Annotated in this window: 12 protein-coding genes and 1 pseudogene; 3 read left to right on the top strand and 10 right to left on the bottom strand. The window is 43.5% G+C overall.

The genetic code is table 11. The annotated features are described in order from the left end of the window. Positions 1–75: 75 nt before the first annotated feature. From B2575_RS11605 to B2575_RS11595, 3 genes and pseudogenes are all read right to left on the bottom strand, one after another. Positions 76–522: a PACE efflux transporter gene (locus B2575_RS11605; RefSeq protein WP_296242179.1), complete on the bottom strand. Its 447-nt coding sequence runs from the start codon at positions 520–522 to the stop codon at positions 76–78. Between the two features lie 206 nt (positions 523–728). Further along, positions 729–1,184: a DUF805 domain-containing protein gene (locus B2575_RS11600; RefSeq protein WP_296242177.1), complete on the bottom strand. Its 456-nt coding sequence runs from the start codon at positions 1,182–1,184 to the stop codon at positions 729–731. Positions 1,185–1,373: 189 nt separating this feature from the next. Beyond that, positions 1,374–3,891 (bottom strand): annotated as a pseudogene (locus tag B2575_RS11595) (bifunctional aconitate hydratase 2/2-methylisocitrate dehydratase). Positions 3,892–4,376: 485 nt separating this feature from the next. On the opposite strand from B2575_RS11595, the gene B2575_RS11590 reads away from it, so the two are divergent. Both B2575_RS11590 and lipA read left to right on the top strand, forming a co-directional pair. Further along, on the top strand, positions 4,377–4,787 hold the full coding sequence (locus B2575_RS11590; protein ID WP_201502426.1) for a carboxymuconolactone decarboxylase family protein: 411 nt from the start codon (positions 4,377–4,379) through the stop codon (positions 4,785–4,787). 174 nt (positions 4,788–4,961) lie between these two features. Continuing rightward, entirely contained in the window at positions 4,962–6,005 is a 1,044-nt protein-coding gene (gene lipA, locus B2575_RS11585; protein ID WP_296242175.1) for a lipoyl synthase, read from the top strand. A 126-nt stretch (positions 6,006–6,131) separates the two neighbouring features. On the opposite strand, the gene B2575_RS11580 is transcribed toward lipA, so the two are convergent. From B2575_RS11580 to B2575_RS11570, 3 genes are read right to left on the bottom strand one after another with little or no spacing between them, the layout of a single operon-like run. Next, positions 6,132–8,183, bottom strand: a complete 2,052-nt coding sequence (locus B2575_RS11580) for a TRAP transporter permease (RefSeq protein ID WP_414707437.1) — start codon at positions 8,181–8,183, stop codon at positions 6,132–6,134. 10 nt (positions 8,184–8,193) lie between these two features. Further along, on the bottom strand, positions 8,194–8,754 hold the full coding sequence (locus B2575_RS11575; protein ID WP_296242171.1) for a DUF1850 domain-containing protein: 561 nt from the start codon (positions 8,752–8,754) through the stop codon (positions 8,194–8,196). After that, the gene (locus tag B2575_RS11570; protein WP_296242169.1) at positions 8,735–9,754 is read right to left on the bottom strand and encodes a TAXI family TRAP transporter solute-binding subunit; all 1,020 of its coding nucleotides are present in this window, start codon (positions 9,752–9,754) and stop codon (positions 8,735–8,737) included. The genes B2575_RS11575 and B2575_RS11570 overlap by 20 nt, the downstream gene beginning before the upstream one ends. Positions 9,755–10,264: 510 nt before the next feature. Between B2575_RS11570 and mtnP the strand changes: the two genes are divergently transcribed. Then, complete coding sequence (gene mtnP, locus B2575_RS11565; protein ID WP_296242167.1) at positions 10,265–11,164, top strand: S-methyl-5'-thioadenosine phosphorylase; 900 nt, start codon at positions 10,265–10,267, stop codon at positions 11,162–11,164. Between the two features lie 114 nt (positions 11,165–11,278). On the opposite strand, the gene B2575_RS11560 is transcribed toward mtnP, so the two are convergent. From B2575_RS11560 to arsS, 4 genes are read right to left on the bottom strand one after another with little or no spacing between them, the layout of a single operon-like run. Beyond that, a complete protein-coding gene (locus B2575_RS11560; protein ID WP_201539941.1) occupies positions 11,279–11,917 on the bottom strand; it encodes a TIGR04282 family arsenosugar biosynthesis glycosyltransferase in 639 nt (212 codons plus the stop codon). A 34-nt stretch (positions 11,918–11,951) separates the two neighbouring features. After that, positions 11,952–12,671 (bottom strand): TIGR04283 family arsenosugar biosynthesis glycosyltransferase, encoded by a 720-nt coding sequence (locus B2575_RS11555; protein WP_296242163.1) that lies wholly within the window; start codon positions 12,669–12,671, stop codon positions 11,952–11,954. Between the two features lie 30 nt (positions 12,672–12,701). Beyond that, positions 12,702–13,550 (bottom strand): DUF547 domain-containing protein, encoded by an 849-nt coding sequence (locus tag B2575_RS11550; protein ID WP_296242162.1) that lies wholly within the window; start codon positions 13,548–13,550, stop codon positions 12,702–12,704. A gap of 12 nt (positions 13,551–13,562) precedes the next feature. Next, a complete protein-coding gene (arsS, locus tag B2575_RS11545) occupies positions 13,563–14,561 on the bottom strand; it encodes an arsenosugar biosynthesis radical SAM (seleno)protein ArsS (RefSeq protein WP_296242160.1) in 999 nt (332 codons plus the stop codon). Positions 14,562–14,752 lie beyond the last annotated feature (191 nt).

The raw sequence follows: 14,752 nt of genomic DNA, 5'->3' as shown, positions 1-14,752 counted from the left end.
CACTATCATCAAAAAGGCTGCCTAATCTAATAGCAGCCTTTTTGTTGGGTCATTTAATACGATTAATCTCTGTATTTATGAAGAAGCAGAGACGTTTTTATAGTAATGCGGTAAGATAAATATCTTGTCAAAACCCAAGGTAAAAATAAAGGTATAAACCAAGAAAAATAGCAGTAACGCCGCCTCCATCATAAAAGCTTTGATTAAGCCAACATCATACCAAATCATATAAAGTGGTAAGCAAATCAACACCAATCCACCTTCAAATCCTAAAGCATGCGCACTGCGAATGAGTAAGGTACGCTTTGCCACCTGCTTGCGACGTTCCCACGCTTCAAAAGCTGTATTGTATAAGAAGTTCCAAATCACCGCTGCAAATGAGACCATCACAGCAACTGGTAAGGATTCTGCCGCGTCGCTACCGCTCAGCTTCATCAATACGAAAGTAGAAGAAATGATAGCGATAAGCTCGAAAATAGTCACATAGACGATACGACGTTTGAGTGGGGATAAAGTAATCAACCAAGACTCCAAAGCACTTAAGCGTAAACAAAAAAGTGCCTATCAAAGTATCGGTCCGTCCCGAGATAGAAAAGATAGATTCAGTACAGAGCCACGGTTTCCGCCTGCCCTTGTATTATACAGAAGATAGGTTAAAAAATCAGTTATCACATTTGTAAACAGGTATAAGCAATTCTATTAACGATTGGCACCTGTTTTCAAACGGATTATTTTGCTGGCGGGCCCCATTGATTGATTTCAGGCTTGGTATCGCTTGCTAAAAATACCAGTAGTATAATGGAGCCTATCAGTGGGACAACGCCTATCAAAAACCACCATCCTGAGCGGCTCGTGTCATGTAAGCGGCGGATAGTCACGGCAAGCCCAGGCAGAAATAAACCCAGCGCTGCGACTATATAAAATAAACCTGTCTCTGAGCTGAATATGATGGCATCTAGTATCATAGCAATGATGACCACTCCCATCTGTACTAGAAAAAAATACCAATACTCTTTGCGCCTTGCGCGACCAGAGAAATTGGTATAATTTCTCAAGCCTTTTTTGAACCAGTCGATGATGCCATAGTTTGCTTCAGCGCTATGATTATTATTCATTACAGAGTTATTCAAAGGTGGCGGCGTCGCTTTATCAAGCATACTTCTACTTTCTATCGGATTTGTCATTTTTAGTCTCTAAAGGTGAAAGTCGCTGATTAAGAATTAATGAGCAGCTTACATTATAATTACTCAATAAAAGTTTGCAAAGACTTATTAATATTTTTGAACTTGTAACATAACAAAAAACCCCGCATCATGACGATACAGGGTTTTTCTTTAAAACTTAAAAACGTTTGGCTTAAATTTGAACCAAGATTAGGTCAATTGAGCAACGTTAATTTTGTCGGCTTCTTCAGTATAAGAATCCATACGATCGAAGTTCATGTACTGATACACTTCCTCGCCCATGCTATCAAGCATACCAGCGTACTGCTGATATTCTTCGTTGGTTGGCAATTTACCAAGTACCGCTGCTACGGCTGCAAGCTCTGCAGAAGCTAGGTATACGTTAGCACCTTGACCGAGACGGTTCGGGAAGTTACGAGTTGAGGTTGATACCGCCGTAGACTTCGGTGCGATACGTGCTTGGTTACCCATGCATAGTGAACAACCTGGCATCTCAGTACGAGCGCCGGCTTGCGCGTAGATGTTGTAGTAACCTTCTTCCATCAACTGACGCGCATCCATCTTAGTCGGCGGCGCAATCCATAGACGAGTTTTCAAACTACCTGCTGGTACGTCTTGTAGCAGTTTACCCGCAGCNNTCTGGATCGTTCGGGCAGCAAAGGATAGGCTCTTTGATAGTGCTCATATCGATAGTCATATCGATGGCGTATTCTGCATCAGCATCAGCACGCAATAGGCTTGGGTTTGCTAGCCATTCTTGCATCTGCTCGATACGACGGCTAATCGTACGCGCATCGCCATAGCCTTCTGAGATCATCCATTTAAGTAGTGTAATGTTTGAGTTTAAATACTCAGTCACTGATGCTTCAGACAAAGTGATGGTACAACCAGCAGCACTACGCTCAGCTGAGGCATCAGATAACTCAAATGCTTGCTCAGCGGTCAAGTCTTCTAGACCTTCGATCTCTAAAATACGACCATTGAACTCGTTGATTTTGCCTTTCTTATCAACGGTCAATAGACCTTCTTTGATCGCTTGATAAGGGATCGCATGAACCAAGTCACGCAACGTGATACCAGCTTGACGTTCGCCAACGAAGCGGACACGGACAGATTCAGGCATATCAAGTGGCATAACACCAGTCGCTGCTGCGAATGCTACTAGACCAGAACCTGCTGGGAATGAGATACCCATTGGGAAACGAGTATGCGAGTCACCACCAGTACCGACGGTATCTGGAAGTAGCATACGGTTCAACCAGCTATGAATGATACCATCACCTGGACGTAAGCTTACGCCGCCACGGTTCATGATAAAGTCAGGTAGTGTGTGCTGAGTTTCAACGTCAACTGGCTTTGGATAAGCCGCCGTATGACAGAATGACTGCATGACTAAGTCTGCTTGGAAACCTAGGCAAGCCAAATCTTTTAGCTCATCACGAGTCATCGGACCAGTCGTATCCTGCGATCCTACAGTCGTCATTTTAGGCTCACAGTACATGCCCGGACGTACGCCCTCTAGACCACAAGCTTTACCGACCATTTTCTGTGCAAGGGTAAAACCTTTACCCGTATCAACTGGCTCTTCTGGCTTAGCAAAGATATCTGAATGTCCAAGACCCATGTATGCGCGAGCACGATTGGTCAAACCACGACCAACGATCAATGGAATACGACCACCAGCACGAACTTCATCAAGCAATGTTGGTGAGTTCAATTTGAACGTAGACAACACTTCATCTGAATCATGCTTAGTGATTTTGCCTTCATAAGGATAGATGTCAAACACATCACCCATGTTTAGGTTATCAACGGCTACTTTTTCGATTGGCAATGCGCCAGAATCTTCCATGGTGTTAAAGAAGATAGGAGCGATATTGTTACCTAATACGAGACCGCCGCCACGTTTGTTTGGCACGTTAGGGATATCATCGCCCATGAGCCACAATACTGAGTTGGTCGCAGACTTACGGCTAGAACCCGTACCAACCACATCACCAACATAAGCAAGTGGATGACCTTTTTCTTTTAGTGCTTCGATTTGCTTCATTGGACCAACAACGCCCTCTTCGTCAGCAGTGATACCGTCGCGAGAGTTTTTGTGCATAGCCAATGAATGCAACGGGATATCAGGACGGCTCCACGCATCTTGAGCAGGCGACAAGTCATCGGTGTTGGTTTCGCCAGTCACTTTAAACGTCGTGTAAGTCGTCTTTTCTGGTACAGCATCACGGTTCAAGAACCATTCAGCGTCAGCCCAAGATTGAACCACTTCTTTAGCGATAGCATTGCCCGCTTCTGCTTTTTCAGTCACGTCATTGAACGCGTCAAACACCAGTAACGTCTTTTTCAACGCTTCAGCAGCATCTTGTGCTACTTCCGCGTCATCCAGTGCCGCAACCAATGGTTGAACGTTGTAGCCACCTTGCATCGTGCCTAGGATTTGAACGGCTTTTTGCTTGCTAATAAGTGGTGAAGAGGTTTCACCCTTAAGGATCGCTGCTAAAAACGCTGCTTTAACGTAAGCCGCTTGGTCAACGCCAGCAGGAATACGGTTTTCTAGCAGGTTCATCAAGAACGCATCTTCGCCTGCTGGTGGATTCTTTAGTAGTTCAACCAACTCTGCTACTTGTTTTTCATTCAATGGTAGCGGAACCGTTCCTAGCTCAGCACGTTCTTCGACATGTTTACGATAAGCTTCTAACACAATAGTCGTCCTCGTCAGTTGGGAGTATTAGTACATTACGTGGGTAGTCAGCATGACCGCCTGCGTCTATATACTAGATGGAATAATTATTGGTGCAATCATAGCTTAAAACGCCCTAAATGTTAATGGCTCAGCCTTTAAAAGGCTCATAAAGCGGTTATAAAGGGCTCATATTGAACATTTATTATATAAATAGTACCATCAACAATATGATTGAGCAGCCTTGCACAATCGATATACAGCTTGTCATTTTAGTCAAGCACCCCTCGATTTATGAGTAAATAAATACGCTGTGACTGCTAGACGCTTTGTAGGATATTATTTGATAAAATATCATCTTGATACGATAGCTTAGAGAAAATATCACTTAGAAAAATAACGCTTGAAAAAACAGCTTTTATTAACCATATACTAAACGAATAAACATTAAGGATGATGATATGGATAGTAGTGCAATGGAAAACAAAAATAGAGAAAACAGCCATATGGAAAACAGCCATATAAAGAGCAACGCTAATTATCAAAACGGTCTGAAAGTTCGCACCGAAGTAATGGGTGAGGCACATGTCAAACGCTCGCTTGACAGCACGACTGGATTTACCCAACCATTACAAGACTGGATTATTGAGCACGCTTGGGGCAGCACATGGCAAGATGACTCAGTATTGCCACGCAAATATCGCTCATTAATCACCATCGCTTTTTTAATTGCGCAAAAAAGCCCCACTGAGCTAAAAGGGCACATTCGAGGTGCCATCAATAATGGCGCAAGTGTCGCTGAGATTCGAGAAGTATTAATGCACAGCTTGCCTTATTGCGGGGCACCTGCTACTCAAGAAGCGTTTCGTGCTGCCATAGAAATCCTGAATGAGTTGGATATTGATATAGATATTTAAAACTATGGTTGCGAGACAAACCATAGTAGCCTTAATGATCCACCTCAAAATGATCAGTTAAACATTATTCATTGAAAATTAGCCCCTAAGTTTCTGCTATAATGTCCTCACTCACAACACATTCTAATAATTCCATAAACCCTTATACTATAAAGGGTTAAGAGATACTTTATTATGACAACTGCCGTACAAACACATGTGCCTGCTGCTAAGGTCAAACCTAAAAAAGCCATCCAAGGCGAAAAACTACGTGGCTATGATAAAGTTGCCCGTATCCCAATTAAAGTGATTCCGACCATCGAGGCCAAGAAAAAGCCAGATTGGATTCGGGTTAAAATGTCCTCGCCCGCTGAAGTAGATCGTATCAAAGCCACCTTGCGCGAGCAAAAGCTCTATACCGTTTGTGAGGAAGCGGCCTGCCCTAACCTGCCGCAGTGCTTCGCTGATGGCACCGCGACCTTTATGATTATGGGTGATATCTGTACCCGTCGCTGTCCGTTCTGTGACGTCGGTCATGGTCGTCCGAATGAGCTAGATGCAGATGAGCCGCGTCACACTGCCGAGACTATTTTAGGTTTGCAGCTTAAGTATGCGGTAATCACCTCTGTGGATCGTGACGATCTAAAAGATGGCGGCGCGATGCATTTCGTTGAAGTGCTCAATGAATCTCGCGCACTTAGCCCGAATTGCCTCATTGAAATATTGGTGCCTGATTTCCGTGGTCGTATGGATATCGCGCTAGACTTGTTAACTGAAACACCGCCAGATGTCTTTAACCATAACATCGAAACCGTGCCTCGCCTGTATAAAGCGTTCCGTCCAGGCTCTGACTATCAGCATTCGTTAGATTTGCTCAAGCTCTATAAAGAGCGCCGTCCTGATATCGCGACCAAGTGTGGTTTTATGGTCGGTCTTGGTGAGACTGAAGAAGAAATTTATGCGCTACTTGACGATTTAAAGGCACATAATGTGGATATGATTACGGTTGGTCAGTATCTACAACCCAGTAAAAACCACGCGCCTGTCGATCGTTACGTCCATCCAGATGAGTTCCAGCGTTATATGGACTATGGTAAAAAAATCGGCTTCTTTAACATTTGGGCAGGCCCAATGGTACGCTCAAGCTACTTTGCCGATCGTCAATATTACGGCGAAGACTGCCCTGCACCGATTCGTAGCAAAAAAGCCTTGGCAGCAGAAGGCAAACTTGGCTGCTAAGTGTCGGGGTTTAATGAGCTAATACTTAAAACTTAAGCTGAGCATGTAAAAAGGGTGAATAACATTTTATGTTATTCACCCTTTTTTTAGCTTTAATAGATTTTTAAAACCTTCAACCGCAACGTCTTAAATGGTTAAAGTGGGCGTTGGCTCGCCACTGTTTCTAGTATTAAGGATGGCGATAGCAATAACGATCACGCCACCCACTAGACCAGTCGTTATTCCAGGATAGATTAACAGCAAAGCTCCGATTGCCAAAATAACGCGTGTTACTGGGCTCATATCGCTTTTAAAATAACCTTCTAATGCTGCACTAAGTGCGAGAACACCCGTAATTGACGTCAATACTACCGTGATAATATCGATAATAGGTGGTAGCGGGAAGTCCTTAGCAGTTACCGCAAGCCCAGTAGGATCAATCATTAACATCGCTGGACTATAGATAAACATAAACGGCACGATAAATCCGGCGAGTGCCAGTTTGAGCGATAAGAACCCTGTCTTCATCGGATCGCCACCAGATATACCCGCACCAGCAAAGGCTGCCAGACACACAGGCGGTGTAATATTGGCAAAAATACCAAAGTAGAAAACAAACATGTGCGCCGACAAAATTGGAATATCAAAACCAGCTAAGGCTGGTGCTGCCATCGTTGCTGTAATAATATAGGCAGGAATAGACGGCAGTCCCATGCCCAATACCATCGAGGCAAGCATGGTCAAAATGAGCGTGAAAAATAACGAACCTGCACCAAGTGTGACAATTGATGAGGTCATCACCGTTCCAAAGCTGGTTAGACTCACGACTCCGATGATAATACCGACGACTGCACAAGCAGCCATTACCGCGAGCGACTGGCGTGCGCCATCTTCTAATGCACCCAAAATGTCAGAGAAACCCATTCTGGTCTCTTTTCGCAGCATACTGACCATGACAGTAAAACCAATGGTATAAGCCGCTGCATAACCAACGGGCACATTTCTGATTAATAAGAAAATCAAAAATACAATCGGTAGCAGCATATGACCGCGGGCTTTTAACACTTCTTTCACGGCTGGCAAGCTTTCTTTAGCGATACCTTTTAGATCACGACGACCAGCGCGAAAATGCACCTGCGCAATGACGCCCAGATAATACAATATCGCTGGCAATAAGGCCGCCAACGCAATTGTGCTATACGGCAAGCCTGTTGTCTCCGCCATGATAAAGGCACTCGCGCCCATAATTGGCGGTAATATTTGCCCGCCAACAGAGGCACTTGCCTCAACGGCACCCGCAAAATCTTTGTGGTAACCAACCTTTTTCATGAGTGGAATGGTAAAGGCACCAGTACTGACCACGTTTGACAAAGCAGAGCCATTAATACTACCCATAAAGCCACTAGAAATCACTGCTACTTTTGCCGGACCACCTTTTTTGTGACCCGCGATTGCCAATGCCAAATCATTAAACAGCTGTCCCATCCCTGAGCGCGCTAAGAATGCACCAAAAAGAATGAATAAGAAGATAAAAGTGACCGATGCACCAATCGCAACAGAATATAAACCTTCCGTTTTTAAGAATAATTGACCAAAGATATCACCCATGTCATAAGGACGAGTCAGTAACCGGTCTGGCATAAAGTCCAAATGGCTGACTAACGGATACGCCAAAAATATCCCTGCCAATATCGGTAAAATCCAACCTGTGATACGGCGACTGCCTTCTAATACGCAGACCACTGTAATCAGCGAAAATATCACATCCATCTGATTGGCCATACCGCCACGTGAGGTCACGATATCTTGATACTCATATATGAGATAAGCCATGCCAGACAATGACAGGGCAAACCATATCCAGTCATACCATGCCACGCGCTGACGGCTGCTTTTTTTACTTGCGGGGAAAATTAAGAAAATTAAGGCAAAACCAATGCCCACGTGTACAGAGCGCTGTAGCAGCGCTGGCATGGGATTAAAGGTGATATATAAATGAAACAGTGAATATAAAATGCAAAGTCCAGCGATAAAATACTTCACTGGCCCTTGAGTGATGTGCCTTGTGATGGATTCTCTATCATACTTTTCTAATATGGCTTTATTGTGGGCTTGCACCTCAAGTTCAGCGTCAATATGAGTATCAGCATCCGTGTTGGAATGTATAGGCAAGTCGTTATTGATATGGTTATCTGACATCGTTGTCACATTATTGTGATCCATCACTTGGGAGTTCATGACACAAATCCTTGTTAAATCTATCAATGAAACCATACGTTGTCGGCATGATCGTTACTTCAGAATAGTCTGGCACCCAGCGATGAATGAGCATCTGGTAGTTACCATAGTCAATCTCACCTTTGGTAAGCCGTGAGACCACCCAATTAAGCTTAGGCAATTTCTCATTGATTTGATAACCCAGATAGCCAGGTTTTTGTATGGGAGCAAGCGCTTCGGTTGAGGGTGTACCCGCCCCAAAAGCTTCAAAATAAGTGGTGGTCAGCAGCAATTCAGCGTCTTCTGTACTACTGCTGTCTATACGTTGATATTGCTCTTCCCACCATTGTTTTTCTACAGAGTGTATCCAGCGCAATTGAAAATTTGGCTCGACAAAGTAGCAAACTTTATCATTAGCACCATCAACGCCTGCGACACGCACTTCCACCACAGGCTGACGGACAAAGAGATGCCATAGCGTAAAAAAAACCAGCGCGGCAATGCCTGCCACGCCAATCAATAACCCTAAACGCTTATTTAGCTGATTGCTCATCATAGTACTTTTTAGCGCCAGGATGGATAGGTGCGACCATACCTTCACGAGCGGTTGCTAAGCTAATATCATTAGCCGCTTGGTGCGCTGTTTTTAGACCGTCTAAATTGTCAAATAACGCTTTGGTCAGCTTGTAACCATCTGCTTCAGACAACTCAGAGCTAACCAATAGAGCATTCATGATTGCTGCGGTTGGAATCGCGGCGTCATTGCCATAAGTGCCAACAGGAATCTCAAAAGTCTTAAAGTAAGGCTTAGTCGCAATGATTTCTTTTAGCTTGTCTTGATTGATGGTGATCAACTGTAAGTCTAAGCCCTGCTCTAGCTCCATCAATGAAGAGTTTGGCAGACCACTACTAAAGAAAGCTGCTTCAATTTTACCCGCTTTCATACCGTCCGCTGCTTCCGCAAAGCCTAAATAGTCAACGGTCACATCATCATATATGATACCAAACCCTTCTAATAGCGTCCGAGCATTTACTTCTGTGCCAGAGCCTTGATCGCCCACAGCGATGCGCTTACCACGTAAGTCTTCAATATTTTTGATGCCAGATTTTTTGGTGGTGACAATTTGCACCACATTAGGGTACAAGACTGCAATCTGTTGGATGTTGGTTATCGGCTTATCAAAGTTGTTTTTTCCTTCGATCGCGTCGGTGACTACATCACTGAGCGCCAATACCATGTCGACTTTACCTTGGGTTAATAGGTTGACGTTTTCGACTGAAGCCCCAGTAGTTTGTGTTTTTGAGTTGACCCCAAAGGTTTTGACATAGACCTCTGATAATGAAGTGCCGATGATGTTATAAGGGCCAGATGCTCCGCCAGTGGCGATGGTAAGAAACTTGGTATCAAGCTTGTCGGCAGCAGTGTCAGTAGCAGCGCTATCTATTGCCGTACTGTCAGTACTTTCTGAACTTGGTGATGAGCATGCCGTCAGACCTAAAGTGGCGCTTAACATTGCTGATAAAAGTAACGGGGATTTTAGAGAGTTGAGCATTGAATTCATCCTTGAAATAATCGAGTTAATACACTTAACGGCACCAATATATCAATAGTAATGCGTTACAGACCTGTAATAATATAGCAATTCTTGCTATAAATAAACTGCCATCCAGATTCCCTCTACACTCACACTTTGTATGCGAAGCTATTTAAGTAAAGGCGCAGCCGTTCTTGTAATGAATTAATAGCCAAATATAGTTTTGCTATGCGGAACAATGTTTCATTAGACAGTTCATTTAAACAAAGTCTGTGTCTATTGTAAACCTTTATAATCATCTAAATACAAACGAGGTTATTTGACCAAAAAATACTGATATAAAATGACTCAATGGTCGTTCTTAATGCATTTTCATCATACTGTAGGATTGATTATATTTTATATATAAACCCTAAGCGGTTGTCTTGTAAGGCAGCTCACTTAAAGTAGATCCCTTCTAAATTTACAAATTCGTCACCACATATCTTGGCAACGTTATCTATTACTCTAAAAACAGGGAAAACCTTTATGACAATATCTAGTGTAGAAAAGTCAGCGGCAGTATCGGTATCTGCTGATATCGCCATCATTGGCGGTAGTGGTCTTTATCAGATGCAAGATTTAACCAATAAACGTAGTGTCAGCATATCGACACCTTACGGCAAACCCTCTGATGATATTGTCTTAGGTGAATTGAATGGCGTGACGGTCGCTTTTCTAACTCGTCATGGTCAAGGTCACAAATTCACCCCTTCCGAAGTGCCTTATCGTGCCAATATTTATGCCCTCAAAACCTTGGGCGTACGTTACGTCATTTCGGTATCGGCAGTGGGCTCATTAAGAGAAGCGCTTAAGCCCTTAGATATGGTCATTCCCGATCAAATGATCGATATGACTAAGCATCGAAAAAGTAGTTTCTTTGGGGAAGGTGCAGTGGCACACGTCGCGATGGCTGATCCTTTATGTCCTAAAGTCGCGGATATTCTAACGCGTGCTTATGTTCATGCGCAGATAGTCGAAGGTCAATGTCATGCAAAAGCCACGTATGTCTGTATCGAAGGGCCACAGTTTTCCACTCGTGCAGAGTCACACTGGTATCGCCAAATGAATGCTGACATCATCGGTATGACCAATATGCCAGAGGCTAAGCTTGCTCGTGAAGCGAGTATGGCTTACGCGACGCTAGCATTGGTCACAGATTTTGATAGTTGGCATCCTACCGAAGAGGATGTCAGCGCCGATTATGCCATAAGAAATCTAATGAAAAATGCTGAAAACGCTCAAGCAGTGATTAAGCAGGCGGTCGCCATACTCGCTGTAGAACAGCCCGACTCTATTGCCCATACGGCTTTAGCTCAAGCGTTAGTCACGCCAGTAAAGGCGATGAGTGAAGAGACTAAAAATAGACTTTCAGCATTATTGCCTTAGCAGTATGCATTTATGGTCAACAAAAAAGCCATCAAACTATAATCAACCTAATAGGGTCAACAAAATAGCTCGATGGCTTTTTCATACCTAAAAACCTCGAATGATAAGGCATTCTCAATTCTTAATAACTTTATAACCATCAAGCCAGCCATTTGGCAGGTACTGTAAATCTTCAGGCTCATCGATATCAGGCAAAGGCGCTAACAACGCTACAGACCAGCTCAATTCTGCCAAACGCTGTTGAGTAACCTTTGCGACGCTCGCCGTACTCCATTCGATATTGCTAAATAAGCGAGCAGCAACTTGCTTAAAACCAAACAGTGCATAGCCACCATCAAAAGCGGGAATCATGACGCTATCTTGTGTTTCTAACTGCTGGGCAGCCTGTCGAATACGAATGGTTGTAAGACTAGGACAGTCCGTACCTATCAAGATAACGTGCTCGAAATGTGCTAATGCTTGCTGACTGGCGGTTAACATACGCAAACCCAAGTCTCCCTCTGCTTGCGCTGAACAATGCAGTGAGTCAGGCAAATTAAGCAGTTGCCAGCATGGATCAGTTGGCGCAGGACTGACACATAACTCAACCGTAAAGCCGGTAGCGACGGCTTGCTCTATACTATGCAATAGTAGTTTATGCGCTATTTGCGCGGCACCTTCAATACCAAGAGCTGGCTGCAAGCGCGTTTTTGCCATGCCCTGTGCGGGGAACTTGGCGAAAAGAATAATGCAAGTTTGTTGGTTTTGATTCATGGTAAGAGCTTATTCTTTGTAAGAGCTTATTCTTTTATTTATAATAACGCGCTTTGATATTATCAGCCGATACGCCGCGCCAATAATCAAAGCGTAGATGCCACATCAAAATAATCGTCCGCCAAGTGCCGTGCTGTTGCCAGCGTCTTGCTGATGTGATGACTTTACTTTTTAAACAAGCAGGTTTAGCAATACCTTTTAACTGTTTGCAAAGCTCGACATCTTCCATCAACGCTTGGTTAGGATAGCCACCGATTTGCTTAAATAAAGACTGGCTAATAAAAATAGCTTGGTCGCCTGTCGCGATTCCGCTCAACCGTGAGCGCCAATTAATCATTTGACTGACCAATCGCAGTGTCGGTTGACGACTGGCTATTTGCACATCAAAACGTCCCCACTCTGCCCGTTTCATCACTTCAGAAACACTCTCTATAGCATCCATTGGCAATTTCGTATCGGCATGCAAAAAAAGCAATACCTCACCAGTTGCTAACGCTGCGCCTGCATTCATTTGCAGCGCGCGTCCTGCTTTAGACTCAGTCATTTGCCAATCAATTTTACGATCATTATCAAGCATTAACTCATTAATAAAACTGCGGATTATGCCAATAGAATCATCGTTTGAACCACCATCGACCACTATCACTTGCTGAGGGTTTGGATTTAGCTTGTTGATATTATCAAACAATAAAGGCAAATTATCTGCCTCATTGAGCACTGGAATAATAATAGAAATCGTCGCAATAGCCGTCATAGTTAGCAGTACTCTTACTTGTTGTTACCATTATTTCTTATTAAGGCTCCAATTGTAATCGGTATAACCAATCTTCATTTTACCCGCTTTTAGATCAGTGGTTTGCGACTTGTTAAGCCCCAAGGAAGAACTATAACGAGCCAAAAACCCTTCTAAATTATTAGTACCGCGCCAGCTAGTCTCAAAGTCTTCTTTATACCATTTAAAAATTGGCGAGACCTCTAACGTATTACCTTTGAGACGGTTGCGACTGCTATCCGCGAGGAATTTACTCGTCACTTGCTCTAATTGTTTATCTAATTTACTCCCTGTAAAAGCATCATTTAATAGCGCAGGACAGCCGATGCTCGCACAATTTACGGCAAAGTGAATACGTGGTTCGTTATAGCGTTTAGAGCCACGGATTAGATTGTGCTCGATGTCATCAAGCGAACGCTTCTTGCCTAATAGCGTGACGAAATCCTGTTTCCATGGCGAACCAAATATTCCACCAATATCTTTAATCGACTTGATGTTAGGATATTTAGTCAAGACTAGCTCTACAGTGCCAGCGTTATAGACGTTGATCAAAAATGCCAATTGCTCATCTTTACTCCAAGCGTTAAATTCCGACTGGCTGATTTTACCAGTCGCCGCCATGTAGCTATCAAGTTTGCTTTGATCCGCTTTCATACCGTTGTAATTAACGACTGAGGCTTTGCCACCATTGGTCATGGTGACGTTTTTATTCAGTAAACTATCCCAAGTGCTGTGATTAAAATCCGCATAACTTGCCATACTGGCTAACAGGATAGAAGTGGTCACTGCCGTTTTGATTAATAAACCACTGCTTAAAAAAAGGCTTTTACTATTAAGTCTTGTACTATTAAATACTGACATGATTGACTCCGGTTAAATCGAGGATATTTCTTCTATCGTCCGATCTGTTGTCTCTTCTTCTAGCGCACCACCGCAGCTACTTCCTTGCCCTGCCGTACAGCCATAGCAATGGTCTGCAATGGCAATGTCATCGCCAGCAGAATTTTGCGTTAACAAATCGCTTAGATGACGACGGGATTTGTTGGGCACCGGAATCTCTAATTGCTGGTTAAAATCACAATCAAACAGTTCTCCTAACCAATTGACACTGATGGTCGATCGGCACATGACTTCGGTCAAATTAGCGGCCACATAATTGGCTTTGAGCAAATCCATATAGGGGTGAAATTGGTTTTTAGCCAATAGCACCGCACCAAAGCGCTGAATCGGCATATTGGTCAAGGCAAATAACTGATGGAATTCGATATCGAAATGTTCTTTTAACTCGTGCTTATAATCTGCTTCAAGCTGCTGTTGATTGGGCGGCAGCGTGGCACCTTGCGGATTATAGACGAGATTAAGCGTTAAGTTTGAGCCAGCTTTGCCATAACCTAAGGCATTGAGTTTATGCAGTCCCAATATACTGTCATCAAATGCGCCTTTACCGCGCTGCTTATCGACGTTTTCTAATGAATAACAGGGCATTGAAGCCACCACTTCGACCGCATTGTCTGCCAAAAACTGTGCCATGTCCTCAAAGCCTTCTTCCATCAGGATAGTCAGATTACAGCGATCAATTACTTTTACACCCAAGGCACGTGCGGCTGTGACTAAATACTTAAAGTCTTCATGCATCTCAGGCGCACCGCCCGTTAAATCAAGCGTCTCAATATTTTGTGCTTGCAAGACTTCTAGAATCAACTCAACCAACTCACGCGACATCATCTCTGTGCGGTAAGGACTGGCAGCCACATGACAATGCACACAAGACATATTGCATAAGTAACCCATATTGACCTGTAGCGTGGTTAACTCACGACGTTTGATCGCTGGGAAATCCGTGTGCTCGAGTAATTCGATAGTTGATTTCATAATGGTATAAAACCCCGTTGGTAGCACCTCTAAAGCAAAAAGGATGACGCAAAAATAAAAGGTTAAAAAAAGAAAAATTCACACGCAAGCAATTGCTTTTTATGACTATTTCATAAAATTATCATCTCATTTCCAGTCTTGTCACTTTACGTTTTATCTAATTAATCATACCTGATTGTGGAACGGTATTG

The organism is Psychrobacter sp. UBA6739 (assembly GCF_002453835.1).
GTDB lineage: Bacteria > Pseudomonadota > Gammaproteobacteria > Pseudomonadales > Moraxellaceae > Psychrobacter > Psychrobacter immobilis_A.
This window is presented reverse-complemented; position numbering and strand designations above follow the sequence as displayed.

What these genes read in the sequence shown, in the direction of transcription:
- mtnP (WP_296242167.1), top strand. Translation starts at nt 10,265, where the DNA reads ATGACAATATCTAGTGTAGAAAAGTCAGCGGCAGTATCGGTATCTGCT.
- B2575_RS11590 (WP_201502426.1), top strand. Translation starts at nt 4,377, where the DNA reads ATGGAAAACAGCCATATAAAGAGCAACGCTAATTATCAAAACGGTCTG.
- lipA (WP_296242175.1), top strand. Translation starts at nt 4,962, where the DNA reads ATGACAACTGCCGTACAAACACATGTGCCTGCTGCTAAGGTCAAACCT.
- arsS (WP_296242160.1), bottom strand. Translation starts at nt 14,561, where the DNA reads ATGAAATCAACTATCGAATTACTCGAGCACACGGATTTCCCAGCGATC.
- B2575_RS11570 (WP_296242169.1), bottom strand. Translation starts at nt 9,754, where the DNA reads ATGCTCAACTCTCTAAAATCCCCGTTACTTTTATCAGCAATGTTAAGC.
- B2575_RS11555 (WP_296242163.1), bottom strand. Translation starts at nt 12,671, where the DNA reads ATGACGGCTATTGCGACGATTTCTATTATTATTCCAGTGCTCAATGAG.
- B2575_RS11575 (WP_296242171.1), bottom strand. Translation starts at nt 8,754, where the DNA reads ATGAGCAATCAGCTAAATAAGCGTTTAGGGTTATTGATTGGCGTGGCA.
- B2575_RS11550 (WP_296242162.1), bottom strand. Translation starts at nt 13,550, where the DNA reads ATGTCAGTATTTAATAGTACAAGACTTAATAGTAAAAGCCTTTTTTTA.
- B2575_RS11580 (WP_414707437.1), bottom strand. Translation starts at nt 8,183, where the DNA reads ATGTCAGATAACCATATCAATAACGACTTGCCTATACATTCCAACACG.
- B2575_RS11600 (WP_296242177.1), bottom strand. Translation starts at nt 1,184, where the DNA reads ATGACAAATCCGATAGAAAGTAGAAGTATGCTTGATAAAGCGACGCCG.
- B2575_RS11560 (WP_201539941.1), bottom strand. Translation starts at nt 11,917, where the DNA reads ATGAATCAAAACCAACAAACTTGCATTATTCTTTTCGCCAAGTTCCCC.